21 protein-coding genes, 1 pseudogene and 1 CRISPR repeat array (1 of these 23 only partly in view) are annotated in these 24772 nt (G+C 68.1%); of the genes and pseudogenes, 12 read left to right on the top strand and 10 right to left on the bottom strand.

Going from position 1 to position 24772, the window contains the following annotated elements; genetic code table 11:
- A CRISPR array of direct repeats spans positions 1-35; the repeat unit is 29 nt; unit sequence GGGACCACCCCCGCGTGTGCGGGGAAGAC; it begins 604 nt to the left of the window's first position.
- Positions 36-223: 188 nt separating this feature from the next.
- The 3 genes from BAY61_RS10115 (at position 224) to BAY61_RS10125 (ending at position 2958) form a co-directional block, all read left to right on the top strand.
- On the top strand, positions 224-730 hold the full coding sequence (locus tag BAY61_RS10115; RefSeq protein ID WP_091795507.1) for a DinB family protein: 507 nt from the start codon (positions 224-226) through the stop codon (positions 728-730).
- Between the two features lie 213 nt (positions 731-943).
- Complete coding sequence (locus BAY61_RS10120; RefSeq protein ID WP_091795510.1) at positions 944-1459, top strand: hypothetical protein; 516 nt, start codon at positions 944-946, stop codon at positions 1457-1459.
- Between the two features lie 119 nt (positions 1460-1578).
- On the top strand, positions 1579-2958 hold the full coding sequence (locus tag BAY61_RS10125) for an MFS transporter (protein ID WP_091795513.1): 1380 nt from the start codon (positions 1579-1581) through the stop codon (positions 2956-2958).
- A 13-nt stretch (positions 2959-2971) separates the two neighbouring features.
- On the opposite strand, the gene BAY61_RS10130 is transcribed toward BAY61_RS10125, so the two are convergent.
- Together BAY61_RS10130 and BAY61_RS10135 are read right to left on the bottom strand one after the other, a co-directional pair.
- Positions 2972-3451: a DUF7144 family membrane protein gene (locus tag BAY61_RS10130; protein WP_170140047.1), complete on the bottom strand. Its 480-nt coding sequence runs from the start codon at positions 3449-3451 to the stop codon at positions 2972-2974.
- A 156-nt stretch (positions 3452-3607) separates the two neighbouring features.
- Positions 3608-4021, bottom strand: a complete 414-nt coding sequence (locus BAY61_RS10135; protein ID WP_091795516.1) for a DUF7144 family membrane protein — start codon at positions 4019-4021, stop codon at positions 3608-3610.
- Positions 4022-4188: 167 nt separating this feature from the next.
- Between BAY61_RS10135 and BAY61_RS10140 the strand changes: the two genes are divergently transcribed.
- Positions 4189-4698 carry a DUF1269 domain-containing protein gene (locus BAY61_RS10140; protein ID WP_091798582.1) on the top strand — a complete coding sequence of 170 codons (510 nt, stop codon included), beginning with the start codon at positions 4189-4191 and terminating at the stop codon, positions 4696-4698.
- Positions 4699-5408: 710 nt separating this feature from the next.
- Here BAY61_RS10140 and BAY61_RS33895 read toward each other — a convergent pair.
- A pseudogene (locus BAY61_RS33895) lies at positions 5409-6101 on the bottom strand (diacylglycerol/lipid kinase family protein); the annotation flags it as partial.
- A gap of 102 nt (positions 6102-6203) precedes the next feature.
- On the opposite strand from BAY61_RS33895, the gene BAY61_RS10150 reads away from it, so the two are divergent.
- The 4 genes from BAY61_RS10150 to BAY61_RS10165 all read left to right on the top strand — a co-directional run bounded on the left by BAY61_RS10150 (position 6204) and on the right by BAY61_RS10165 (position 9180).
- The gene (locus tag BAY61_RS10150) at positions 6204-7613 is read left to right on the top strand and encodes a DUF2252 domain-containing protein (protein ID WP_091795519.1); all 1410 of its coding nucleotides are present in this window, start codon (positions 6204-6206) and stop codon (positions 7611-7613) included.
- A 1-nt stretch (position 7614) separates the two neighbouring features.
- A complete protein-coding gene (locus tag BAY61_RS10155; protein ID WP_091795522.1) occupies positions 7615-8085 on the top strand; it encodes a hypothetical protein in 471 nt (156 codons plus the stop codon).
- Between the two features lie 79 nt (positions 8086-8164).
- On the top strand, positions 8165-8674 hold the full coding sequence (locus BAY61_RS10160) for an RDD family protein (RefSeq protein ID WP_245865958.1): 510 nt from the start codon (positions 8165-8167) through the stop codon (positions 8672-8674).
- A complete protein-coding gene (locus BAY61_RS10165) occupies positions 8671-9180 on the top strand; it encodes a hypothetical protein (RefSeq protein WP_091795529.1) in 510 nt (169 codons plus the stop codon). The genes BAY61_RS10160 and BAY61_RS10165 overlap by 4 nt, the downstream gene beginning before the upstream one ends.
- A gap of 5 nt (positions 9181-9185) precedes the next feature.
- On the opposite strand, the gene BAY61_RS10170 is transcribed toward BAY61_RS10165, so the two are convergent.
- Positions 9186-10526, bottom strand: coding sequence for a hypothetical protein (locus BAY61_RS10170; protein WP_091795532.1), 1341 nt, complete (start codon positions 10524-10526; stop codon positions 9186-9188).
- Positions 10527-10777: 251 nt separating this feature from the next.
- On the opposite strand from BAY61_RS10170, the gene BAY61_RS10175 reads away from it, so the two are divergent.
- The 4 genes from BAY61_RS10175 (at position 10778) to BAY61_RS10190 (ending at position 18574) form a co-directional block, all read left to right on the top strand.
- Positions 10778-13384, top strand: a complete 2607-nt coding sequence (locus BAY61_RS10175) for a winged helix-turn-helix domain-containing protein (protein ID WP_091795535.1) — start codon at positions 10778-10780, stop codon at positions 13382-13384.
- Positions 13385-13460: 76 nt separating this feature from the next.
- Complete coding sequence (locus BAY61_RS10180) at positions 13461-16091, top strand: winged helix-turn-helix domain-containing protein (protein ID WP_091795538.1); 2631 nt, start codon at positions 13461-13463, stop codon at positions 16089-16091.
- Between the two features lie 66 nt (positions 16092-16157).
- Entirely contained in the window at positions 16158-16592 is a 435-nt protein-coding gene (locus BAY61_RS10185; protein ID WP_091795541.1) for an archease, read from the top strand.
- Positions 16593-16732: 140 nt separating this feature from the next.
- A complete protein-coding gene (locus BAY61_RS10190; protein WP_091795543.1) occupies positions 16733-18574 on the top strand; it encodes a glycoside hydrolase family 15 protein in 1842 nt (613 codons plus the stop codon).
- Here the strand turns inward: BAY61_RS10190 and BAY61_RS10195 are convergent.
- The 6 genes from BAY61_RS10195 to BAY61_RS10220 all read right to left on the bottom strand — a co-directional run bounded on the left by BAY61_RS10195 (position 18510) and on the right by BAY61_RS10220 (position 24665).
- Positions 18510-19397: a YhjD/YihY/BrkB family envelope integrity protein gene (locus BAY61_RS10195; protein WP_245865960.1), complete on the bottom strand. Its 888-nt coding sequence runs from the start codon at positions 19395-19397 to the stop codon at positions 18510-18512. The two genes, BAY61_RS10190 and BAY61_RS10195, sit on opposite strands and share 65 nt — an antisense overlap.
- A gap of 27 nt (positions 19398-19424) precedes the next feature.
- Positions 19425-19859 carry a DUF7144 family membrane protein gene (locus BAY61_RS10200; RefSeq protein WP_091795546.1) on the bottom strand — a complete coding sequence of 145 codons (435 nt, stop codon included), beginning with the start codon at positions 19857-19859 and terminating at the stop codon, positions 19425-19427.
- A gap of 89 nt (positions 19860-19948) precedes the next feature.
- A complete protein-coding gene (locus tag BAY61_RS10205; RefSeq protein ID WP_091795548.1) occupies positions 19949-21097 on the bottom strand; it encodes an acyl-CoA dehydrogenase family protein in 1149 nt (382 codons plus the stop codon).
- The gene (locus BAY61_RS10210; RefSeq protein ID WP_091795551.1) at positions 21094-22302 is read right to left on the bottom strand and encodes an acyl-CoA dehydrogenase family protein; all 1209 of its coding nucleotides are present in this window, start codon (positions 22300-22302) and stop codon (positions 21094-21096) included. Before BAY61_RS10210 ends, BAY61_RS10205 begins: the two co-directional genes overlap by 4 nt.
- Positions 22303-22478: 176 nt before the next feature.
- Complete coding sequence (locus tag BAY61_RS10215) at positions 22479-23579, bottom strand: type I restriction endonuclease (RefSeq protein WP_245865962.1); 1101 nt, start codon at positions 23577-23579, stop codon at positions 22479-22481.
- A 423-nt stretch (positions 23580-24002) separates the two neighbouring features.
- Positions 24003-24665, bottom strand: a complete 663-nt coding sequence (locus tag BAY61_RS10220; RefSeq protein ID WP_143021311.1) for a hypothetical protein — start codon at positions 24663-24665, stop codon at positions 24003-24005.
- Between the last annotated feature and the right edge of the window lie 107 nt (positions 24666-24772).

Genomic DNA, 24772 nt, shown 5'->3' on the forward strand with positions numbered 1-24772 from the left:
GCTCCAGGGACCACCCCCGCGTGTGCGGGGAAGACACTTCTTGACCTGCGAGTATACAGAGCCTGAATCGATTAATTTTGGGAAGAGACAACACCTCGTCGACTTGGCTGCCTGGTGCATCGGTCGCACCACGTTGCCCGGAACCGGGCTCCTCGCGAGCGAATTACACCCGTGAACGAACAACCCGGTCGCCTTCCCCATCTGGATAGGCCAGGATTCGGCCATGAACGAGGATCCGAGAACTCATCCGCCCCGTGAGGGTGACGAACGCGCTTCCCTGACGGGTTTCCTGGATTTCCAGCGCCAGACCCTTGCCGTCAAGTGCGCGGGGCTGAACGCGGAACAACTGAGGCGTAAGACCGTCCCGCCGTCCGATATGTCGCTGATCGGCCTCGTGCGGCACATGGCCGAGATCGAGCGGGGTTGGTTCGAGAAGGTCATGAACGGCGAGCAGCTTGACACCTATTGGGGGATGCGTCCCGACGGCGACTACGCCGAGTTCGATGTCGACGACGCCGAGCCGGACGAGGCGTTCGCCGTCTGGAACAAGGCGTGCGCGCGATCGAGCGAGATCGTGGCCGCGATCGAGTCGCTCGATACCGTCCGCCACCACGGCGATCTCGGCTACTCGCTTCGCTGGGTGCTCATTCACATGATCGAGGAATACGCCCGGCACAACGGGCACGCCGATCTGCTGCGCGAGCGTATCGACGGCGAAACGGGGGAGTGAGGGTGCCGGGATGCCCCGGTGTCCACAATGGTTCGCGAGCACATCGCGACGTCCGGCCGAAACAGGCCGAAAGCCTCTTGCCTCGTCGGGAGGAACACCGTCCGATGGGTACAGGTGACCGCATGGACGGCAAGTGCGGGCAACGTTCACCGGGAGACACGGATTTCCGTGAATCCCCACGGTCGCGTGGACGGGCGGCGAAGTGAGGGTGACATGGCGCGGGCTTCGCGAGACACGGCGACGAGAGAGTCGGGCAGCGGGCGGCGCCGTGCGTCCGGCATCTACGGCGCGATCGTCGCAGCGGCTGTTCTGACGGCGGCCGGGGAAGCGTTGTCCACCGCGGCGCTCGCGGTCGCCGTCGTCGCCACCTTGCTGGTGTATTGGCTTGCCGAGGAGTACGCGGTGTTGCTCGGCCAGCACGCCGAGGCGGGGAAACTGCCCAGTGCCGGGCGAATTCGCGCCGAGCTGGCCGCGACCTGGCCGATGGTGACGGCCTCCTACGGGCCGCTGGTGGCTTTGCTGCTGGCCTGGCTCGCCGGTGCCTCGCCGGTCACGGCCGCGAACGTCGGTCTCGTGGCCGCGGTACTGCTGCTGGTTTTTCACGCCTGGTCGGCGGGAATGGCCGCGCGGTTGCGGGGAGTTCCGCTGATCGCCGTCACCACGGTCGCGGCTCTGCTCGGCGTGCTCATGGTGGTATTGAAGAACTTCGTACTGTTGCATTTGCACTGATTCCGCTCGCCGCTGAGTGACCGGCGACCGGGGCCGTCCTGTTCGCGGTCGGCGCGCTCGCGAAGAGGTCGGGACCAAGTACCCTGTTGGCTGGCGGCGGAATCCGTAGCGTCGGGCTCATGTCCGAACGGGCGGGAGCCGGAACGGCGGTGCTGGTACCGCTGGCGCTGGCGCAGTTCATTTGCAGTTTCGCGGGCTCCGCGATGAACGTGATGATCAACGACATCAGTACCGACCTCGACACCTCGGTGCACGGGGTCCAACTGGTGATCACCGCTTTCCTGCTCGTCATGGCAGCGCTGATGATTCCGGGCGGGAAGCTGACCGATCTTCTCGGCAGGAAGCGGTGTTTCGTCGCGGGACTCGCGCTCTACGGGGCCGGGGCGTTGCTCAGCGCGCTCGCGCCGGGAATCGTCGTGCTTTTTCTCGGCAACTCGATACTCGAAGGGATCGGCACCGCGCTGCTGATCCCGCCGGTTTACATTCTCACCACGTTGCTGTTCACCGATCTCGCGTCGAGGGCCAAAGCCTTCGGGGCCATCATGGCGATGGGCGGCGTCGGCGCCGCGGCAGGGCCGTTGATCGGCGGGCTCATCACGTCGGGGATCGGCTGGCGTGCCACGTTCGGCTTCCAGGTGCTGATCATCATCGTGATCATCGTGCTCGGGCGCAAGATCACCGACCCACTCCCCGCGGAAACCGGGCGTTCCTTCGACGTCGGCGGTACGGTGTTGTCGGCCGTCGGCCTGGTCACGCTGGTGCTAGGAATTCTCGCGGCCGACAACAACATCTGGCTCACCCTGGCTTTGCTGGCGGCCGGGTCGCTCGTGCTCGCGGGGTTCTTTGCCAGGGTGCGGGTGAGGGAGCACGCCGGAAAGGCGGTATTGGTCTCGACCAGTATGTTCAAGAACAAGGTCGTCAATCTCGGCCTCGTCACCCAGAATCTGCAATGGCTGATGCTGCTGGGTTCCTCGTTCGTGGTGGCGACCTATCTACAGGTCGTGCGGCATTACAACGCGATCGAGACCGGAGTGATCTTCACTCCGGCCACCATCGGCCTGCTCGGGTCGTCGCTGCTGGCCGAACGGTTGGCGAAACGAAGGGAACAGCGCAGCTTGATCATGGCCGGTTTCGTGCTGACGGTCGCCGGTATGGGGCTGCTGCTGGCATTCGCGGGCCTGTTCACATCACCGTGGCCGTTCGCGCCGGGGTTGTTCTTCATCGGGCTCGGCCTCGGACTGATGTTGACGCCGTCGGTCAACGTGGTGCAGTCGGGGTTCGGGGATGAACAGCAGGGCGAGATCTCCGGGGTCTCGCGCTGCGTGTCCAACCTCGGTTCCTCACTGGGCACGGCCATCGCCGGGACGATCCTGGTTTCCGGACTGACCTCGCACAGCTACGCCGCGGCGATGATCGTGCTGGCGGTGGCCGGAGTGGGCGGGCTCGGTGCCGCCGCTTTCCTGCCCCGCGAGCGAGCCGTGGCCGCTGGCCCCGCGTGATTCCGCAGCTGATTCACCACTGCTCGACCTTGACTTCCTTGCCGTGGACGACAACGGCCCAGATCACGAGTATGTCGAGCGCGATGACGATCGTGCACCACACGGGGTTGGCCGCGAGGAAGGCCATCTGGGCAACCGCGTTGACGGCGGCCAGCCCCACCGCGACGACCCTGGCCCACATCGCGCCGGTGAACAGGCACAACCCCGCCGTGACCGCCGCCGCGCCGAGGCCGAGCTGCACCCAGCCCCAGCCGGTGATGTCGAAGACCAGCAGCCCGGACGGGCCTACCACGTAGTACTGGTCGTTGAGCAGCGCGACGAGCCCCTGAATGACATTGAACATCCCGAGCAGGATCATCATCGCGCCCGCGAACCAGATCCAGTTCACCCACGATGTGCGGGTGATGGGCAATTCCCGTGCTGGCTGGGGTCGCTGGTTCGCGGTGGCCGGGCCGGTGCGGTTGCCGGTGTCGTGATGCGTGTGCTGAGTCATGATTTCTCCCTTCTCCGGATTGCGCGCTCACCGTCCTGCGTCGCCGCCGCCGCCACCGCTCCGCCCGTGCGGGGTGAGTCTGTTAGTCCGTGTCTGACAATTCCGTTGCCCTGCCGCGCGAGGCCAGCGCGGCGTCAGAGGATCATCAGCCACGGCCTAGTCGCGCAGCGTGATCTCACGGCCGTGCGCTACGAGTGCGTAGATCACGATGACGTCGATGGCGACCACGATCGCCGTCCCGGCGGTCGAGGCGGAAGAGAACAGCAGGTGCGTCACGGCGCTGGCGGCGGCGAACACGACGCCGCCGACCCGTGCCGCTGAGTTGCCCGAAAGCACGCCGACGCCGGTGAGTACGGCGACGGCGCCCAGCCCCGCTTGCAGCCAGCCCCAGGCCGGATAGCCCAGTCGGGCCACCAGCCCCGGCGAACCGGTGTCGGAGTAGGCGCTGTCGAACACGGCGACCAGACCTTCGATCGCGTGGAATGACCCCAGCAGCACCAGCATCATGCCGCAGAAGGCCACCCAGCCGGTCCATCCGGTCGCCCGCTGTGGTTTCGCGTTGTCGCTCATGACTGGTTCCTCCCCGGGGAATCGCAGCGGAAGAACCGGTAGCCGTCCTCATCCGGTGCGGATGAACGCGCCGTCTCACCATCGGCGGGTGATGGCAGGACACCGCCCCCACGGTGAGGGTCGCCGACGGACACCACGAGCGGGTCCGCCGACGAAGGAGGCATGTGATGGGGACGCTGACGGTGTGGAAGTTCGACTCCGCGAGCGGGGCAGAGCAAGCGTTGCACCTGCTGACCAGGCTCCAGAAGGAACAGTTGATCAGGATCAATGACGCCGCCTACGTCTCCTGGCCCGAGGGCAGGAAGAAGCCCAAGACCAAGGACCTCGGCAAGCTCACCGGAAGCGGCGCGCTCGGAGGGGGTTTCTGGGGATTCCTGTTCGGACTGCTGTTTTTCGTGCCTCTGCTCGGCACGGCGGTGGGCGCCGCCTTCGGTGCGCTCGCCGGTTCGCTGGCCCACGCCGGAATCGACGAGGACTTCGTCGCCGAGGTCAGACGGCAGGTCGTTCCTGGAACATCGGCGCTGTTCGTGGTGAGCAGCGAGGCCGTGGCCGACCGGGTGCTGGGCTCGTTCAGGGAGACCGGCGCCTCGCTGATCACCACGAACCTCTCGCACGAGCAGGAAGAGCGGCTGCGGCAGGCGTTCGCCGAGGCCGAAGACGAGTCGCAAGTGGTGTGAGGGCCGGTGCGAGAACGGTCATCCGGACGGTGGCGGCCGGTGCTGTCACGGCGACCGTCCGGACGGCCGCCGTAACAGGACACGCACGAGCCCGGCCACCGTACGCGGAACACCCGGACCGCTTCCATCGGTGGGTGCGGCGGACGTGGCACGCGCACCCGCAACGCCGAGGGAAGGCTGATGAACCGCAGCGGAGGAGGCAGCCGCAGTTCCTCGCCGTCGATCCCGACGTCGACAAGCGCCTGTCCGGAGTCGACGATGAACTCGGGGGTCAGCCAGGACCGGTAACCGTGAAAGTCGCGGAGCCGCCCGGTCAGCTCTGCCGAAACCAGCGCGGGTACGTCGACGGCCCTGTCGACACTGATCGTCACGACACCGAGCGTGCCCGCGTCGAGCCGTTCCCTGCTGCCGAATCCGGTCAGGTGTTCGAGGCGGTACGCGCCGTTGGACACCACGACGATGTCGGCTGGTGGTCCCTCCACCGGCCCGGGGCCGGTGAACCGCAGATCGGCGGAAGCGGCCTTGGGGCCGAGCAGATCGGGCAGTGTCCTTGCGACCGTCGCGAACTTCGCCTCCCGGTATCCGGGAGACCGCACGAGCGCCGCGTAGACGCCGAGCGAGGCGTTGTTGACGAACACCCTTCCGTTGACTGCCGCGAGGTCGACCCGTCGTTCGATCGCCGGGCCGAAGGCGTCGAGCGCGGTGGGCATGTCGTCCCTGTCGAGGCCGAGATCGAGCGCGAAGTGGTTGCGGGTGCCCGCCGGGACACACACGAACGCGACGCCGTGCTCACGGGCGACGTCGGCGACGATCGCCTGTGAACCGTCGCCCCCTGCCATGCCCAGTACGTCCGCGCCTTCCGCGACGGCACGTTCGGCCAGCGCGCGCACGTCGTCCCCCGCGCTCATGACGACGGTCGCGACACCCCGTTCCCTTGCCGTGGTGTCGAGCCGGAACCGTTCCACCTTGCCTCCGCCCGAGCGGGGATTGAGCAACAGCACACCTCGCGCGGCCGGTGGAACGCGTGCCCCGGGAGATGCCGAGCCGACTTCGCCCGCGAGCGCGACCCTCGCCGCCGCGGTGGACAGGAGGCACAGGCCGATCACCACCATCAGCACGAGGTAGGTGCGCGGTCCCGGCAGCGCGAGCAATGACAACAGAGTCACCACAGCGACCGAGCAGGCGAGCAGCCTGCGGGCGCCCCTGTTCACGAGCGCGGCCCAGCTGCCGCTCACGGCCACGGCGAGAAGGACCACCGCGAGCACCACCCGCACCGGACTGTCGGCGATGAAGGCGATCGTGACACCAAGCGCCGCCAGAGCGGTGGCGATCGCCACCGCCGCGTTCACTACGCGCCACACCGAAGGGCGGGCCGTACCGGCATGAGCTGACACGGTGCGCATGGTCGCGGCGCCGAGGCGAGCCGACGTCACCCCGCCAGGATGAACCGGCCTCACCCCCGGCAGGGGAGGTGATCGGTCGCGCCCGGGGGTAATCCTGCGCCGATGAGCGTGCGAACCGGTACGGCCGTCGTGGCGCGGAGCGCGTCCCGCGCGGAACGAGCCGCCGAAGGAAGGGCCGCGAGAGCGGAGACCCCGAGGTCGAGTCACGCGGCCTTCGAGCGAGGGCTGGGCAGGACACCTCTCGAACTGCTGGCTGCGCAGGATCGCGCGAGGGTTCCCTCACTCGCCGGAATCCGGTATGAGCGCATGGCGGCCTCCCCGTTCGCCTACTTCCGGGGCGCCGCCCTTCCCATGGCCCACGACCTCGCCCTGACCCCGGCCACCGGATTCACCGTCCAGGCGTGCGGCGACGCGCACCTCGCGAACTTCGGTCTCTTCGCCTCGCCCGAGCGCAGGCTCGTCTTCGACATCAACGACTTCGACGAGACCGCGAAGGGGCCATGGGAGTGGGACGTCAAGCGGCTCGCGGCGAGCGTGGAGATCGCGGGGCGTGGCAACGGGTTCTCCACGGCCGAACGGACGAGGGCCGTGCTCGCCACGGTGGGTGCCTACCGACAGGCGATGCGCGATTTCGCGGGCCGCACGGCCCTGGAGGTGTGGTACGCCATCGCCGAGGTGGACGCGGTGCGGGCACTCGCGGCCCCGAAGCTGAGCGCGGCGGGCAAGAAGCGGCTCGACCGCACGGTGGTCAAAGCCAGGTCCCACGACCAGCTCGGATCGCTCGCCAGATTCACGACGGCCGAGGGCGGCTCCCTCCGGATCGAACCTGATCCCCCTCGGGTCGTTCCCGTCGAAGGGCAGGCGGAGGACGGGGGTGACGCTGCCTTCGCGCGGATCGAAAGGGTGCTTGCCGCCTACCGCGAGACGCTGGAACCGGAGCGCAGGGTACTGCTCGACCGGTATTCGCTGGTGGACGTCGCGCGGATGGTCGTCGGCGTCGGCAGTGTCGGGACCAGGTGCTGGATGCTGTTGTTGCTCGGGCACGACGAAGCGGACCCGCTTTTCCTGCAGGCCAAGGAAGCGGGGCCGTCGGTGCTGGAACAGTTCACCGGCCGCGGCGAATACTCCAATCACGGGCAACGGGTGATCGTCGGACAGCGGCTGATGCAGGCGGTCAGCGACATTTTCCTCGGCTGGGTCGCCGTGACCGGGTTCGACGGAAAGGACAGGGACTTCTACATCAGGCAATTGCGTGACGGCAAGGGTTCCGTGCCCGTGGAGAGCATGGTCCCTGACGGCTTGCTCGCCTATGGGCGGTTGTGCGGCTGGACCCTGGCCAGGGCACACGCCAGGTCGGGTGACGCCGTCGCCATCGCCGCCTACCTCGGTTCGGGTCCCGTTTTCGACTGCGCGGTGCGCGAATTCGCCTCGGCGTGCGCCGAGATGAACGACCACGACCATGCCGCGTTGTGCCGCGCGGCCGGGTCCGGCACCATCCGCGAGGGGCATTGACATGACGACCACCGAACAACTGTTGTTGCCGCGCGAGGACGCCGATCCGGTGATCGCCGACGTGGTCATCGGCGTGGCCGACGTGCTCGCCGAGAGCGCGGGCCGCCTCGTGCTGGTCCTCCGGCCCCTCACCGGAGGACTACTGGCACCGGAACGCTGGCCCCGCTTCGTCAGGGAGCTCGCGGGGCGCGGTGTCCGCAGGCGGCGTCAGGTCGGCGAAGCGGCGCTTCGCGGCTACCGGTTCGTCACGCCCGTTCTCGTCACCGACGCACTCGACCGCCTCGACCTCCCCGGCATCGTGCGCGAGGTACTCGCCGAGATCGACCTTCCCGAGATCATCCGCACGTCGACCGGATCCGTCGCATCGGAAAGTGTGCGGGACGTCCGGATCAGGCTGGTGGCCGCGGACGACGCGGTATCGCGCCGGTTCGGCGGCCGGAGGGACACCGCGGCGCGGGGACATGACGAGTGAACGACGGGCGCACCGGCAATCCTGGCTGAGCGGCCTCCCCCAGGAGGCACGGGCTTTTCAAGGAAAAAGGGCGGGCTTCGTGAGCCGGGGAGTGGCCGCGATCGTCGACGGTCTGGTCGTCGTGGTGTTGCTGGGGATGCTCTACCTCGCCTTCGCCGCGCTGGGATTCCTGATCGACCCCACCGGGTTCGCGTTCCCCGTCCCCGGCAGGGAAGCGCTGGTGCTGGCCTGGTTCGTGCTCGCGGTGCTCTACCTTTCCGTGTGCTGGGCCGGAACCGCGCGTACCGTGGGCGATCAGCTGCTGGGACTGCGGGTGCTCGGCGCGCGCGGATTTCGGCTGCGCTGGGGCCAAGCCTGTGTCAGGGCGCTGGCGTGTGTGCTGTTTCCCTGGGGCCTGCTGTGGATCCTTGCCGGTCGGCACCGCCGTTCCTTGCAGGATCTGCTCCTGCGCACCGTGGTGATCTACGACTGGGGCCCCCGCCTTCCCCGCACGTCACCCGCAACTCGTGAGGCGAAGGACGACGGCGAGCGCAAGGCTCGCCCGGACGGGGAGGGCAACGAGGACGAGGAAGAGGGTGAGGACTCGTGACCGGTGTCTTGTCGCGGTCCGGACGTGGCGCGCTCGCCCGTGTCGCAGCCATCGCGGCCATCGCGGCCGTTTCCGCGGGGTGTGCGCAGGACGAAGGTGGTGGCACGCGGACGCCACCCAGTTCCGCGTCCACGTCGGCGACCTCGGCCACGACGAGCCCGCCCTCCTCCGGCCCAGTGGAGCAGGAGTGCGCGGCACTGCTCACCAGCGGCCGGGATCTCCTCGACACGGTTACCCGGTTCGCGGGGGGACAGGCGACCGGCGACGAGGTCAGGGCAGCGGCCACGGACCTCCGCACCGCGATCGACAGGGCGAGCGGGGTGATCGGAGCCGAGGCCGGAGCGGCGCTGAACACGGCAAAGACCGCGCTGGGGGAGCTGGAGACCGCGCTGACGGCCCAGCCTCCCGACCTGCAAAGTGCGCGTGCCGCCGGTGGCGAGGCGCTCACGGGCGTGCGAGACGCGGCGACCCTGTGTGAGTCCGGCCAGTCCACGACTTCGCGGTGAGGGCCTCAGCGGCTCGCCTCGGTTGCGCCGGGTGAATCGCCTGGCGCCGATTCCCGGGGTGGCCTGCCGATGAACTGCACCACGGCGAGGCAGCCGAGCAGGACGATGCTGATGACCAGCACCGTCACCCCGCTCGGCCGGTCGAGGAAGACGAACACCGCCACCGCGATCGCGACCAGAGCCACCCGCAACGGGGTCTGGTGCCGGTAGACCCAGATCGCGGCCGGTCCAGCGGGGCCCCTTCCCGACCGTAGCCGTCCGATGAACGAGCCCGTTCCCGCCCGCACACCCCGTGCCGTCGCCGAAGGCCCCGCCAGGAACGCGCCGAGCGCCAGCACGACGCCGACCGCGAACAGGGTGCGCAGCCCGTCCCGCAGGAATCGCACCAGAAGATCGAAGGATTCGCCTGCCGCGATGGTCGCGGGTGGTGGGACGGCACCGGTGAGGACACTCCTCGTGACGAGCAACCCGCCCGCGAGCACGAGCATGCTCAGCGCGATGCCCGCTCCGGCGCCCACGAGCGCCCGCCGGTGCCCCCGCGCGACGTACACCCCGAGGGCTAGTACCAGAACGGTGATCCACGGCAGCCAGGCCGCCAGGCTGTCGAACGCCGAATAGGCGCGCCTCGCCTTGTCGAGGGAAGAGGCGTCGGCGATCGCGATCGTCGGGTGCACCTCGGGGATCCGGCCCGCCACGGTGAGGCCCGCCGCGACGAGCCGCTCCTTGGCCGCGGTGGCGAACGGCGCCAGATCCAGTTCCACCGTGCCCCCGGACACGACGACCGCGTCGCTCTCCCCTGAGAGCACCGCGTGCGCCTGCTCGTGTGCGACGCGAATCGTCCGCTCCCACAGTTCGGCGATTCCGGGCCTGCTGAGCAGACCGGCGACCCGCTCGTGCACGAAATCACGGACGCCGGCGGCCAGTGGCCCGGTGAGACCGTCGAGTGCCGTGGTGACGGCAGGGGGAACACCCCGCTCGGCCAGCGCGCCGACCGCGTTCGCCGCGAGCCCCTCGACGTCGATGCGGGCGAACACCGCGTCCGTCACACGGTCGGTCACGACGGCCCGCACGGCCGGCTCCCGAATCAACGGGGCCGCCGTCGCGACGAACCGGTCGGTGTCGGCGACCTGGCTGTGGGTCCACACCGCGAGCAGCGAAACCGGAACGAGCAGGCAGCCGAGGAACAGCAGTGTTCCCGCGCCTGCCGACCTCAGCCAGCGCAGGGGAGCCGAGCGCCGCGAACGCAGCAGGGCCAGCTCGGCGCGCAAATCGGCGAGCTCGGCGCGTTCGGCTGGCGTGAAGGGCAGGTCGCCGCTGTCGGCAGTGCCCGTGTGCCGTGGGTCCATATCCCTCACCCGGAATCCGTTGGAACGAAAAGGAAACCGGTGCACGGGCCCGGCGCGAGGTCTGGAATTTCCCGACAATGCCCGCATCCTGTGCCGAGTCGACCTCCGCGCCACTGCCTTCGCTCACGGTTTCGGGCTCACGGTGGCCGCCCGCGCCGGGGTGAAGCCTCGCCTCGCGGGGGTGAGATGAGCCCGGTCACTGGAACGCGTGCCGGTTGCCGCTCACAATGAGGGAAACCCGGGGAGGGGTGATGCCGGAGGCCGCCGAACGGATGCCGCGCAGGCGAGTGCCGAATACCAAGATCACGGTGCCGGACCTGCCGGCACACATGGTGTCGAGACCGAGGTTGCTGCCGGTGCTCGATCGGGCCGGTGATGTCCCGGTCACCACGGTGTGTGCTCCCGCGGGTTCTGGCAAGACTCTGTTCCTGGCCGAATGGGCACACCGGCGAAACGGTCCCGGTGTGTGCTGGGTGTCGCTCGACGCCGACGACAACGACGGTCGGCGCCTGTGGTCGGCGTTGCTCGATGCGCTGGAGACCCACCCGCCGATCGGCTCGGCCGGCAGGCTCGCCGCGATCGAGGTTCCCACCGGGCCCAGCGAGATTCCCGCTTTCCTCGCCGAAGTGGACGACGCGCTCGTCGGCGAGCCGGTCGTGCTGGTCCTCGACGGAATCCACGAGTTATCCGATCCTGTGGTCCTCAATGGACTCCAGTCGTTCGTGCGGTATCAGCCGCCCGGATTGCGCCTGATCCTGTCGAGCAGGCTGGACCCTCCGCTGTCACTGGCGAGGTTGCGGCTGGCCGACCAGCTCTTCGAGATCAAGGCAGGGCAGTTGCGGTTCACCGAGGCTGACGCCGAAGCGCTGTTCGCGCTCGCGGGAGCCGAAGTGCCCCCGGAAACCCTGACCCGTCTGGTGGAGGAAACCGAGGGCTGGGCGGTCGGCTTGAGGATCGCGGTGGACGCCGTGGTGCGCGAGGGGGGAGCCGAGGAAGTGCTCGCGGGCCACGACAAGGTACTGCGGCGGTACCTCGACGACGAATTACTGTCTACATTGGATTCCGAGCTTCGCGAATTCCTGTTCGCCATCGCGGTCGCCGGTTCCGTCTCCGTCGAACTGGCCATCGCGCTGTCCTGCCGGAAGGACGCGGCGGCCGCGCTGGACGAACTGCGGGATCGGACCATGATCCTCACGCGAGAGGAATCCGGTGAGTACCGGCTTCCTTCCCTGCTGCGGTCCTGTCTGCTCGCCGACCTCGGACGCAGGAACCCCGACACGCTCACCGCCCTGCACTCCCGCGCGTCGGAGTGGTTCCTGGCGAGAGACCTTCCCGCTCCGGCGCTCGAACACGCCGTCAAGGCGGGAGATCCGGCGCGATTACGGCGAATACTGCGCGCGTCCGCGGTCCGGCTGTTCGTCGAGGGCGCCCACCGGATACTGCGGAGGGCGCTGAGCACACTCGACGACAACACCCTCGCCAAGGATCCGCTTCTCACGCTCGTGCTGGCCGCACTGCACCTGGAACTGGCCGAGACCGGGACGGCCGGCCTGCACCTGACGAGGGCCGAGGCGAACTGGCCTCCCGAGGCGTCGGCCGAACTCACGGCCATGCGGGCGTTCGTCCTTTCCCGGCTCGCCCAGATCGGCGGCGAACCGGATGCCGGCGCGGCGGACAGGGGCATGGCGGGAGAACCGGCGTTGCGGTTGCTGGCCGTCGCGCAGCGGGCCGCCGTGACGCAAGAGGACGGCGCCCGCGAACGCCTCGAGGTCACGCTCGCCGAGGCCGGGTCCTCCGGACAGGACTACGTGGCTCTCCGGTGCCTGACCTCGCTGGCCCGGATCGCTGAGCGGGAAGCGGACTACCGCGCGATGGACCGGATCGCTCACGCGGTGGAAACGCGGACGCGACACGAGGGCGGAACGGTCGAGCGGGTCGCTGGTTCCGTGCTCCTGGCCTACACCGCCTTGCTGAGCGCCGACCCCGCCGAAGCCGTATCTCGGGCCGGTGACGCCGAACAGGACACCAAGCGTTGGCCGTCAGGAGGGAACGCGGCGCTGCCGCTGGCCGCCGCAGTGCTGCGGGGCGCCGCCGTTTTCGAACTGGGGGACTGGTACGAGGGCTTGCGGCGCCTCGGCGAGGCGAGGTCGGCCATGACGGGGCGCGCGCTTCCCCCGGAATGCGTGGCGTTGTGCGCGGTGCTCGAACACCGCGCGGCCTTGCTGCTGGGCGCGGGCGAACTGGCCCGCGCCGTGTTGCGGTGGAGCCAGCGGGAAAGGGTCGAGGAGGGCGAGTTGCTGCTCATGACGGCCGCCGCGCGGTTGGCGCTCGGCAAACCGAAACTCGCGGCCCGCTCACTCGACCCGCTGCTCACCGGCAAGGTTCCAACGGCACTCGGCTGGTCGCGGATCGAAGGAACGCTTGTTGGTGCTCGCGCCGCGTTGGCACAGGGAGAACGGGATCGGGAACAGCGCCTGCTGGAACGCGCGTTGGCCCTCAGCGAGGAGACCGGAACCTGGTTCCCGCTCGTCTTCGCGCCCTCCGAGGTCATCGACACCCTCACGGCACTGCTCGGAAGGCCGGGTGACGCGGGACGGGTGCTCGACCGCAGGCGGCGAATCAACCGGCCTCCGTTGCCGACCGCGCTCACCGACCGCGAGCGCAGTGTGTTGCGCTTGTTGCCCACTTTGCGTTCCATCGAGGAAATCGCCGCCGACCTGACGGTCTCACCGAACACCGTCAAGACGCATGTTCGCGGTATCTACGCGAAACTGGCCGTGAGCAAGCGCAGGGATGCCGTCGCGGTCGCGATCCGGCAGGGACTGCTCTCGCCGAGGAGCGACGGAACGCTCGATTGACCCGGGTCTCTCAGCACCACGGGAAAGGTGCCTTTTGGCTCTAGGGCCCACTCTCCCGCGTTCCTAGCCTCGATGAATGGCGGCAACATCGCTGACTGGCAGGGTGCGTTCTCGATGGCAGGCACCACGCGCCAAGGTCGTTCCACCACGGGTTCCCGACTATTTCGTGCGGCGCCCCGGTTTGCGGGACCGGCTCGACGGCGCCATGGCCCCGGCGGGTGTGACGCTCGTGTGCGCCCCACCGGGATACGGGAAGACACTGTTACTCGCCGACTGGGTCGAGGCGACGGGAACACATGACAAGGCGTGGCTCACGCTCGATCCGGGAGATTTGTCGGCCGAGGGCTTCCTCAGCGCCGTGCTGTGCGCGGTCCGCGAATGCCCCGTCGTGCCAGGGGACAGCAAGATCCACGACCTTGCCGTGCGGGGCGCTCGCGACCCGGCGACGGTGCTGGCCAGTCTCGTCGACGCGATCGGGGTGCTGAGGACGAGGCTGCACCTCGTTCTCGATGACGTGCAGGTCCTTTCCGGACGGGAGACGTTCAGGACGCTGGCCGGTCTGGTCCGTGATCAGCCGAGAAATCTCCGCCTCGTTCTGGTGTCGTCGTCGGAGCCACCGCTGCCGTTCGCGCGGTTGAGGGTCGAGGGGCGGCTGTCCGAACTCGATGGGGCCGACCTCCGGTTCTCCGCGGACGAGGTGCCTTCCCTGCTGCGTCTGGCCGGTGTCGACCTGACCGAACGGCAGACCCGCAGGCTGGTGGAGCTGACCGACGGCTGGGCCGCCGGTCTGCGACTGGCCGCGAGGTCGCTGCGCGACGCACCGGACCCCGACCGGTTTCTCGATGAGTACGCGAGTCTGGACCGGACCATCGCCGATTTCCTCATCGGCGAAGTGCTTTCCCGCTTGCCGCGGAAAGCGAGCAGGCTTCTGCGGTTGCTGAGCGTGTGCGAGAACGCGACACCCGCGCTCGCGGCGACGCTGTCCGGCGAGGCCGGCGCTGGAGAGGTGCTGGCCGGGCTCGAACGCGAGAACTCACTGGTGACCGTGCACGGAAAGGACCGTCGCTGGTACCGGATCCACCCGCTCCTGCGTTCCTACCTGAACGCCGACCTGAACAGGTCGAGTCCCGAACTCGTGCCCGTGCTGCACAAGCTGGTCGCCGCCTCACTCGCGGAGGAGGGACACAACCAGGAGGCGCTGCGGCACGCGTGCCGCAGCGGTGACGGGCAGGCAGTCGTCTCCTTGCTGAGGTCGACGGCGATCGACCTGCTCCTGCTCGGCGAACCGGATCTGGTGCTGGAGGGAGTGGCCGCCGCGGGCTCGGCCTTCGCCCACGCCGATCCGTGGCTGATCCTGTTCTCGGCGTTGTCCTGGTTGCAGAAGGGCGAATTCACCGAAGCGGAGCGGGCGCTGGCCCTCGCCCGCGGCAGGTGGCCTGCCGCCGCGGGCCCGGCGCTCGTCGAGTTCCAGCGTCTCATCGTGTCGGCTCACGCCTGCGCGCTCGGCAAGCTCCCTCGCGCCGCGCCCCTCGTTCACTGGGGCGGTGGAGAAGGGTCGGCAGCCCTGGCCGCCTGGAACAGCGTCGATCGTGCCGTGCGGCTGGCCGCCGATGGCGAGCGGAGCGAGGCGCTGCGGGAGCTGCGGATCGCCGACTATCTCGCCGAGGAGAACGGCCTCACCTATCTGTCACTGCACGCCAAGGTCGCGCTGTCCTTCGTCGAGGTGGCCGGAGGGGACTATCCCGCGATGGAGCTGGCCTGTGAGCAAGCGCTTGCGCTCGCCGCGCGCGGCGGCTGGCGGCGCTCACCGTGGGTGCCGCTGTGCCGGGTCCTGCTCGGCCTGGCCAGGCTCGTGCACCTCGACCCGGCTGGAGCGCTGAGGGCGGTCGAGGGAACGGCTTCCTCGACGTGGCCGATGGTGAGGTTCGCGGGCGAACTGGTCGCCGCGACCGCCGGTTTCGACAGGGGAGAGCGGGCTGTCGGGCTCGACCGGCTGCACGCCGCGAGAAGGGAACTCGGGGACCGGCCTCTCGACGCGGCACTGGTGGCCATGGCGGCACTCACCGAGCACAAGTGCGCACTCGACCTGAGCCGGTTCCCGCTCGCCCGCGAGGTCGCCGGCTGGGCGGCGGGCCGGCTCGGTGCCGGAAGGGAAAGCCACCTGATCGAGGCGAGAACCGCGTTCGCGCACGGCGATCTGGACGAGGCCGTACGGTCGCTGCGCCTGTTGCGGGAATGCGAGCCACCCGCTTTGGTGCCGACGACCGACGTCGAGGCCAGCCTGCTCGAATCCACGATCGCGCTCGCGGTCCATCGCAGGACGCTGGCGAGGCAAGCGCTCGACACCGCGCTCCGGCTGGCGGAGCCGGCCGAGGTGCTGCGTCCCTTCGCCTTCGTCGATCAGGGCGTGCGCCGCCTGCTCGTCGAGCAGCTCGGTGGATTCGGCAGCACCAACGGCTTCGCGGGCAAGGTCAGGACGGTACTGACCGGATTCACCGAGGAGCGGGCGGAGACGGCGAGGCTGACCACGAGGGAACTCGCGGTACTGCACAGCCTGACCTCCTCGCGCCAGCTCGACGAGATCGCCTCGCAGCTCAGCGTTTCGGTGAACACCGTCAAGACCCACGTGAGGGCGATCTACGCCAAGCTGGGAGTGAACAGTCGCAGGCAGGCCGTCGTCGCGGCGCGCGAGCGAGGACTCGACTGAGCCCGGCCGGGCCCTCATCCGGTGCGGGTGGTGCCCGCCGGGGGAGACACGCGTGAGCATCGGCGCATGAGCTTGCTCCGCACCGGCCAGGACGGCGCCGGGTATCGCCCCGCCCACGCCGCGGATCTGCACATCACGGCGTGGGCCCTGACGAGAGAGGGCTGTTTCGCGCAGGTCCTCGCGGCGCTCACCGACAGCTGGGTGCGGCCCCGGCCGAGGACGGCGACCGCGACGGCTCAGCACGAGGTGCGGGCCGGCACCGACGACGAGCTGCTCGCCGGGGTTCTCGGCTGCGTCATCGCTCGTATCCGGTCACTGGGGCAGGTGCCGGTGTCGACCAGGGTGAACGTGATTCCCGGCGGGCTGCGGGTGACCAGCGCGGTGGCCGACCTCTCGGCGATCGTGTCGTCGGGGCCGATTCCGAAACGGGTGTCGGCGCCGCATTGCCGTTGCACCCGGGGTGACCGGATGTGGTGCTGCACCGCGCGAATCGATCTGTGACGACGCCATGTCGGCAGGAATCCGTCGTGGACGGCAGCCCGGTGACCGGCTCACCCCTGACGGACGATGCGCCGGAACCGTTACCCCAGGGGCAATGGCTCCACGGGGGTGGTCGGCGCGCGAGCGAACCGGAGGATGGCATGACGGACAAGACGGCGGCATCGGGAGCGAGCATCGCCGACCACGGGATCGTCGGCGATCTGCAGACGGCGGCACTCGTCAGCACGCGAGGGTCGATCGACTGGTTCTGCTGCCCGCGATTCGATTCCCCGAGCGTCTTCGGCGCGTTGCTGGATGAGGACGGCGGGCACTTCGGCATCCGGCCCGCGGGCGGTGAGTACACCACCAGACAGGCTTATCATCCCGACTCCGCCGTGCTGATCACTCGTTTCTTCACCGAGAGTGGAGTCGGCGAGGTCGTCGACTTCATGCCCCCGCTCACCGGGGCCGCCACGAGTGGCCACCGGATCGTGCGCATGCTCCGCTGTGTCAGGGGAACGTTGCGCTTCCTGGTCGAGGTCGCTCCTCGCTTCGACTACGGCCGCCAGCGGCACGAGGCAGGGCGCGCCGGAGCCGGAGTGCTGTTTTCCGCGGGCGGCTCGACGATCGCGCTGCATCCGGTCCGCGAACCGGGCGAGGAGTACCTTGCCGCCACCGAGGTGACCGGCGGTGACGTACGCGTCGACATCGAACTGACCGCTGGACAGGTCCGCGGTGTCGTGCTCGAATCCGATCCCGACGGCCCGCCGCGCGAGATCAGGCCAGCCGAGATCGGCGCGCTCTTCGATCGGACCGTCGGCTTCTGGCGCTCTTGGCTGGCCGGGTCCACCTACCGCGGCCGGTGGCGCGAGGCGGTGACCAGATCGGCGATCACGCTCAAGCTGATGACCTACGCCCCGACCGGCGGCATCGTGGCCGCCCCGACGATGGCGCTACCCGAGCAAATCGGTGGTGAACGCAACTGGGACTACCGCTACACCTGGGTGCGGGACGCGTCCTTCTCGGTCGGCGCGCTGCTCGGACTAGGGCTGTTGGACGAGGCACGGTCCTTCGGCGCGTGGCTCGGCGACAGGGTGCGGGAGCGAGCAGGCGGCCCCTCCGGCCCGCTCAAGATCATGTACCGGGTGGACGGCACGTCCGAGCTGAAGGAGGAGGCGCTGCCGCACTGGTCCGGTTACCGTGCGTCCCGCCCCGTGCGGGTGGGTAACGACGCCGCCGATCAGTTGCAGCTCGACATCTACGGGGAGGCGCTTGACAGCGTCTTCATCGCCGACCGGGCGGGGATCGGGCTGCCGTTGCGGGGCTGGGCCGCCATCGCCGACGTACTGGACTGGGTGAGCAGGAACTGGCAGCAGGACGAGGAGGGGATCTGGGAGACGAGGGGAGGCCGCAGGCCCTTCACCTACGGCAGGCTGATGTGCTGGACCGCCCTCGACCGAGGGATCCGGCTGGCCACCGAGCACGGCCGTCCGGCCGAACTCGCGCGATGGACGAGAGAACGCGACCGGATCCACGAGGAGATCCAGGAAAAAGGCTGGCATCCCGCGCGGCACGCGTTCGTCCAGCACTATCACACCGACGTCGTCGACTCGGCGTTGTTGCGGATGCCCAAGGTCGGCTTCGTTGCCCCGCGCGATCCACAATGGCTGTCCACATTGGACGTCATGAAGCAGGATCTGGTCACCGACAGCCTGGTGTACCGCTACGACCCGGCTGCCTCACCGGACGGGCTGCGTGGCGAGGAGGGAACCTTCTCGTTGTGTACCTTCGCCTACGCCGAAGCGCTGGCCAGGTCGGGGCGGCTGGAACAGGCGTGGCTCGTGTTCTCGAAGATGCTCACCTACGCCAACCACGTCGGCCTCTACTCCGAGGAGATCGCGCTGACGGGAGAGCAGGTCGGCAACTTCCCGCAGGCATTCACCCACCTGGCTCTCGTCGACGCCGCGCTCGCGCTCGACCGCGCACTGGACGCGGCCGGCTGAGGGAAGGGCGGCGTTCGGCGAGCACGGCGTTGAGCACGTGACCGAGCACCACGAACCTGGCCAACAGCGTCAGCCACACGAGCAACGCCGCCGCGACCCCCAGCGTCCCGTACAACTCGGAAGCGCGGCTGAGCTTCGCCGGAAGCACGTAGGCCGCGACGAGCCGCAGGACTTCCAGACCGGCGACGAAGACGAGCGCGCCTGGCAGAACCTCCGCGAAGGAGGCGGCGGTTCCGGTGCGCATCAACAACACGGCCAGCGGCACGAGCACCGCCAGCACGCACAGCGATGCCACCGGAACGGGAAGTCCGGCGGCCGAGTGGAGCAACGGCCCGGCGACGCAGGCGACGGTGAAACCCAGCATCACCGCCGTGTACCTGGCCGATCTGCGCAGCAACAGCCGTCCCGAATCGCTCTCCGCTCCCGGCCTGATGCGCTCGTTCATGCCGTCGAAGGTCCGGCTCAGCGCGACACCGGCGAGACACAGCGATGCGGCGCCGAGCACGGCGAGCACATACCGGCTCTGCTGAGCTTGGATACCGATCTGCTCGAACACACTGCCGGTGACCGGGCCGAGGCCGGTCCTGCGGACCAATTCCCTGTTGTGCCCAGCCCCGAAGCCAAGCAAGGCGACGACCAGCAGCGCGCACGGCAACAGCCACAAGAAGAGCCGGAAGGCCAGCGCGGCTGCCAGCAGCCTGCCGGAACTCCGCCGGTCCCGCTGGGCCACCTCGATCGCGACGGCGACCGGAGGGTGCCGTTCGGCCGCGTTCAGGAGCGCCGCCCGCAAGCGCAGGCGCTGTGTCCGGATGATCACCCGCACGCGGGTCACCGCAGCGGCCCGGCCCCGTCATGCCGGTGTTCGCGACTCGCTCTCCGGCGTGAGCACGGCCAGGATGATCAGCACGTCCAGTGCGATGACGATGATGCTCCACAACGGGCTCGCCGCGACGAACACGAGCTGTGCCAGTGCGTTGAACCCGGCCAGAAGCACCGCGACCACCTTGGCCCACTCGGCGCCGAGGAACAACGCCACTCCGGTGGCCGCCGCGAAGACGCCGACGCCGAGGTGGATCCAGGACCACGCGGTGATGTCGAAGACGAGCGTCCCCATGGGGCCGGTCACGTAGTAGCCGGAGCGGAAGAGCCCGACCAGGCCGATGACGGCGTTGAACACGCCGGCCAGCGCGAGCAGGGTGCCCGCGGCCAGCAGTCGGCCCGATGCGGCCAGCCGGATGCCACCGGCCCGGGTTCCCGTGTGCTCGGGCGAGGCTGACGCGCGCATGACAGGCCCCTCTCAGCCGAGTGCTTCGGTCAGCACCCTGCTCCGGGGGAACGAGAGTCACGTCGCCCGTGGGGGGTGAGCCGGGCCGGTCAGATCCGGTTGCGGGCGATGAGCTGTGCCGCGATCACGTTGCGCTGGATCTCGTTGGTGCCCTCACCGACGATCATCAGCGGCGCGTCGCGGAAGTAGCGCTCGACGTCGAATTCCTTGGAGTAGCCGTAACCGCCGTGCACTCTGATCGCGTCGAGCGCCACCTGCATCGCGGTCTCCGAGGCGAACAGTTTCGCCATCCCGGCTTCCATGTCCGCTCGTTCGCCCGCGTCGAGCCGTTCGGCCGCGTCGAGGGTCAGCAGCCTCGCCGCCCGCATCTTGGTCGCCATGTCCGCGAGCAGGTTGCCGACCGACTGGTGTTTCCAGATCGGCTTGCCGAAGGACTCCCTTTCCTGCGCGTAGGCGCACGCGGCGTCCAGCGCCGCCTGCCCGACACCCAGCGCGCGAGCGGCGACCTGTACGCGGCCGACCTCCAGCCCGCGCATCATCTGCGCCCAGCCTTCGTTCGGCCGCCCTCCGAGTACGCCCTCGGCCGGTACCCTCCTGCCTTCGAAGATCAGCTCACACGCCTCGATGCCGCGATAGCCGAGTTTCGGCAGCTTCTTGGAGACGGTGAGCCCATCGCCCGGCTCGGCGAGCAGGACGCTCATGCCGTGGTGAGCGGGTTCGGCCTCGCTGTCCGTCACGCACAGCAGCCCGATCAGCCCGGAATGCGCCGCGTTCGAGATCCAGGTCTTCGACCCGGTGACCGACCAGCCACCATCCTCCGGCACCGCACGGGTTCGCATCGCTTGCAGGTCGCTTCCGCCGCCCGGCTCGGTCAGCGCCATCGTGGCACGCAACGTGCCGTCGGCCATCCTCGGCAGGTAGTGCTCGCGCTGCCACGGCGTGCCGAACGTCTTGATCAGATAGGTGATGACGGAATGTCCGCCGATCGCCCCGGCGAGGCTCATCCAGCCGCGGGCCAGTTCCTCGGTGACCCGCGCGAAACACGCGGTGCTGACGTCGATTCCGCCGTACTCGGCCGGGGTGAGGAGACCGAAGAAGCCGAGCGTCTTCATCTCGTCGATGAACTCGGCTGGATAGATGTCGTCCTCTTCGAATTCGCGCACGCGTGGACGCACGCGTTCGTCGACGAATTCCGACACCAACGCGACGATCCGTTCCTCGTCCTCGCCGAGTCTCATTGCCGGTCCTTTCCGTGCTGCCGCCGCGCGTCGCGCACCAGTGTCCCGCCGACGATGAGCCGCTGGATCTCACTCGTGCCCTCGTAGAGTCGCAGCAATCGCACGTCGCGGTAGATCCGTTCGACCGGCACATCCCTCATGTACCCGGTGCCGCCGTGGATCTGCACCGCGAGATCGGCGACCTTTCCCGCCATCTCGGTGCAGAACAGCTTCGCAGCCGAAGGTCCTTTCCTCGTGTCCTCGCCGGTGACGTAGCGCAGCGCGGTCTCGCGCACCAGTGCTCTCCCGGCCATGACGCCGGTGTGCTGGTCGGCGAGCATGGCCTGCACGAGCTGGAATTCGCCGATGGGCGTGCCGCCCTGGGTGGCGGAAGCGGCGTAGGCAACGGATTCGTCCAGCGCGCGTTGCGCGGTGCCGACCGCGAGCGCGGCGATGTGCACTCGTCCCCGCGCCAGCGACGTCATCGCGGCGGCGTAACCGGTGTCCTCGTCGCCGCCGACCAGTGCGGACGCGGCGACTCTGACCCCGGAGAAGGTGACGTCGGCCGTCCACGCGCCCTCCTGGCCCATTTTCCGGTCCCTGGCACCGACGCCGACACCGGGCGTGCCGGCCGGGACGAGGAAGACCGCGATGCCCGTTCCGGAGGCGTCGGCCGGTCTGGTGCGGGCGAAGACGATGAACAGGTCGGCGACCGGGGCGTTGGTGATGAACCGCTTCTGGCCGTCGAGAATCCAGCCGTCGCCGTCCCTGCGAGCCGTGGTGCGCAGCCCTGCCGGATTGGAGCCCGCACCGGGTTCGGTCAGCGCGAACGACGCCACCACCTCGCCGGAGGCGATGCGCTCCAGCCACTCGCCCTTTTGTTCCGCGGTGCCGAAGTTGACCAGCACCTGGCCCGCGATGCCGTTGTTGGTGCCGAACATCGACCGCAGCGCCAGCGACGTATAACCAAGCTCCATGGCCAGTTCGACGTCCTGGGTCAGGTCCAGGCCGAGCCCGCCCCACTCCGCTGGGATCGCGTAGCCGAACAGGCCCATCGCGGCCGCCTGCTCGCGCAGTTCGCGCGGAATGGCGTCGGTGTCGGCGATCTCCCGTTCGCGCGGTAGGACCGCCGACCTGACGAAGTCGCGGACGACGGCGAGAATGGCGCCGAAGTCCTCGTGGCTCACCTCGGGAGTGTGTCCCTTGCCGGCCGGCGATGTCAGCATGTGCAGTGTTCTACCAGATTTTGCACCTCCCGCGGATTGCCGACAAGCCACGCGCCGAGTTCTGTGGTTGGTTCATCAGCTCCAAGTGGAATCAGCGCTGTTCGTCGTGCCGGGTCGCTCCGTGGTGGCGTCGGAGGACAGAGCCGCGACGGCGGGGGACTTGGACTCGTATCGGACTACTGTTGCTCGCAACTGGGCGGCATAAAGATAGATGTCCTCGGCGGAGAGAACCGGTACACGGGTCTCGACCTTGTTCTCGTCGAAGACGCCGAGATACTTTTTGAACGATTGAACCAAAGTCGGGCGATCGGTTTTCTGTTGTTGTTGTCGAGCAGGACTCCGAAATACGTTTTCGTATCTCGGGCTACGATCCTGGATGGCGCTACGTCGCCACATGCAATCGCCTTGACTATGCGATAGCCTTCCAGCTCTTCCTCTGTTGTGGTTATTCGTTCCGTGTTTTCATTTGCTTCTGGCTCGACGGGAGAGTCATTATTCCTGGTATCAGTCGGCGCCTTTTGTTCCGGTGCTGTGCCGCTGGAGACGCTGACATAAGCGTCGGGTCCGCCGAGAGCGTTCTTCAAGCGATCATTGACCTGTTCGTTCAAGAACTGGCCCATGGCTTTTTCGACCAGGGGGAGAAACTGGTCTCGAACCCGCTGGGTGAACGAGCCGTCGTAGACGCGGTTCGTCAGGAGTCGGACCCACTCTTCTTCTGGTTTTCTGAACTGTGCCGCCAGGATACGTTTGAGTTGCCCGATGTACTTGAGTTCCCCTGCGGCGCTGATCACGGAATCGAGGTTGAACGAATCCTTGGCCAGCTTCGCCAGTTCGGGAAGGAGGGTCGCATCGATATCGGAAAGATCCAGTACGAGAAACGGCTTGGCGTCCATCCGGTTTGGTGCGTCCAAGTCGGTGTAGAATTCGTACGCCTCACCATTGGTGAGGATTGCGATCCTGGCGTTCGTGGCCGCGAAGTATCGGAATAGCTGCGATGCATGTTCGATCCGAAGCGGGTCGTTTATTTTCTTGACCTCGACCAGTACTTGGACCTGTCCGTCGTGCGCGATCGCGTAGTCAATTTTCTCCCCCTTCTTGGTTCCTACGTCTGCCGTGAACTCTGGAATCACTTCGGAAGGATTGAATACGTCGTAGCCCAATACTGTGCTGATGAAGGGCATGACAAAGGCGTTCTTAGTCGCTTCCTCGGTTTCTATTTCAGCCTTGTGTTTTCGGATCTTCATCGCCAGTGCCTGGGCGCGTTCTGCGATCTCCATGTCCCGTCCTTCTTGGCCGCAAGGCCGCGAGCTTGTGGGGTAGGGCCCTTCCCGGTTTGCTCTCAGATCGGGGTTGTCCGACATATTGTTACGCGGGTGAAGACTCGGCTCCGTCGGTGGCGCTAACCGCGTGGCCGGCTCAGCGAAGGTATGCGACGGTCCAGCACCGTCGCGAAGTGACTGTTGTGCCTGACCTGTTGAAAGACCACGGTGAACTCGTTTTGGGATCAATCCGATCGGCTCGGCAGCCGGATAAGTTGCAGTCCGAGGCGCGTGCTGATGTGGACCGCGCTTGTCGATGGTGGTATAGCGGCCTTCGGAAGTCACTGTGGGGCAGTTGACGGTCGCCTTGATCATCCACAGTGGACATATTGATTCCCGTGGGACCGAAAGTTTCTCGGTACCACGGGAATCTCGCTATGGTCAGACGATGGCGCCGCAGCTTCGCGGGTCGGTGTCCAGTCGCGGGTCGTCGCCGGGAATGGCTTCGTACTCGAAGCGCTGCACTTCCCTCGCCACCCCGTCCTCGACGTGGTAACGGATGCGGGTTCCGTCGAAGAGTGGAACCTCGCCCGAGGAGTCGACGAGCCGTGCGTTCAATGCCTCCAGGTCGCGGTCGCCGGTGTCCGGGTAGTCGAAGCAGTTGTAGCCCGATCTCGCGGCGGCACCCCCGCCTTCGTAGACCTGCAACCGGGAACCGTCGGGGTTGGCGACCGGGAAGATCTTGCCCCTGGCCGGGTCGTAGTACCAGGCGTTGAAGGTGACCGTGTTGGCGCCGACGTACTCGGCGACCATGATCTCGTGTGTTCCGTCGCTGTTCACGTCGACCGGACGCGGTTGCTGCAACGGATAGCTCGCGTCGCCCTCGATGGTGACCTCCACCGGTCCCCCCGCAAGCGCGAAGGTCAGCGTCTGGCTTGTCGGCGACACCTCGGTCAGGGTGACGTCGTCGAGGCTGCCATCACCGTCCACATCAGCCTGTACGGTGTGCGATTCGTACTCGTCCGCGACGGCGGTGGCCGCGGTGGTGGCCGTCAGTGCCACGCCGAGCACTCCGACGGCGCCCGCCGCGAGAAGCCTTGTCATGGAGCCGGACATGGTGTTCCCCCAATCCACGGGCGCCGCGTCGCGCCCGCCTTTCGATTGCCGTACATGGGGATAACGTCCTTTTCGGCGCCGGGGTTGTCCGTGGT

Origin of the sequence: Prauserella marina, from assembly GCF_002240355.1 — a bacterium.
GTDB classification, from domain to species: domain Bacteria; phylum Actinomycetota; class Actinomycetes; order Mycobacteriales; family Pseudonocardiaceae; genus Prauserella_A; species Prauserella_A marina.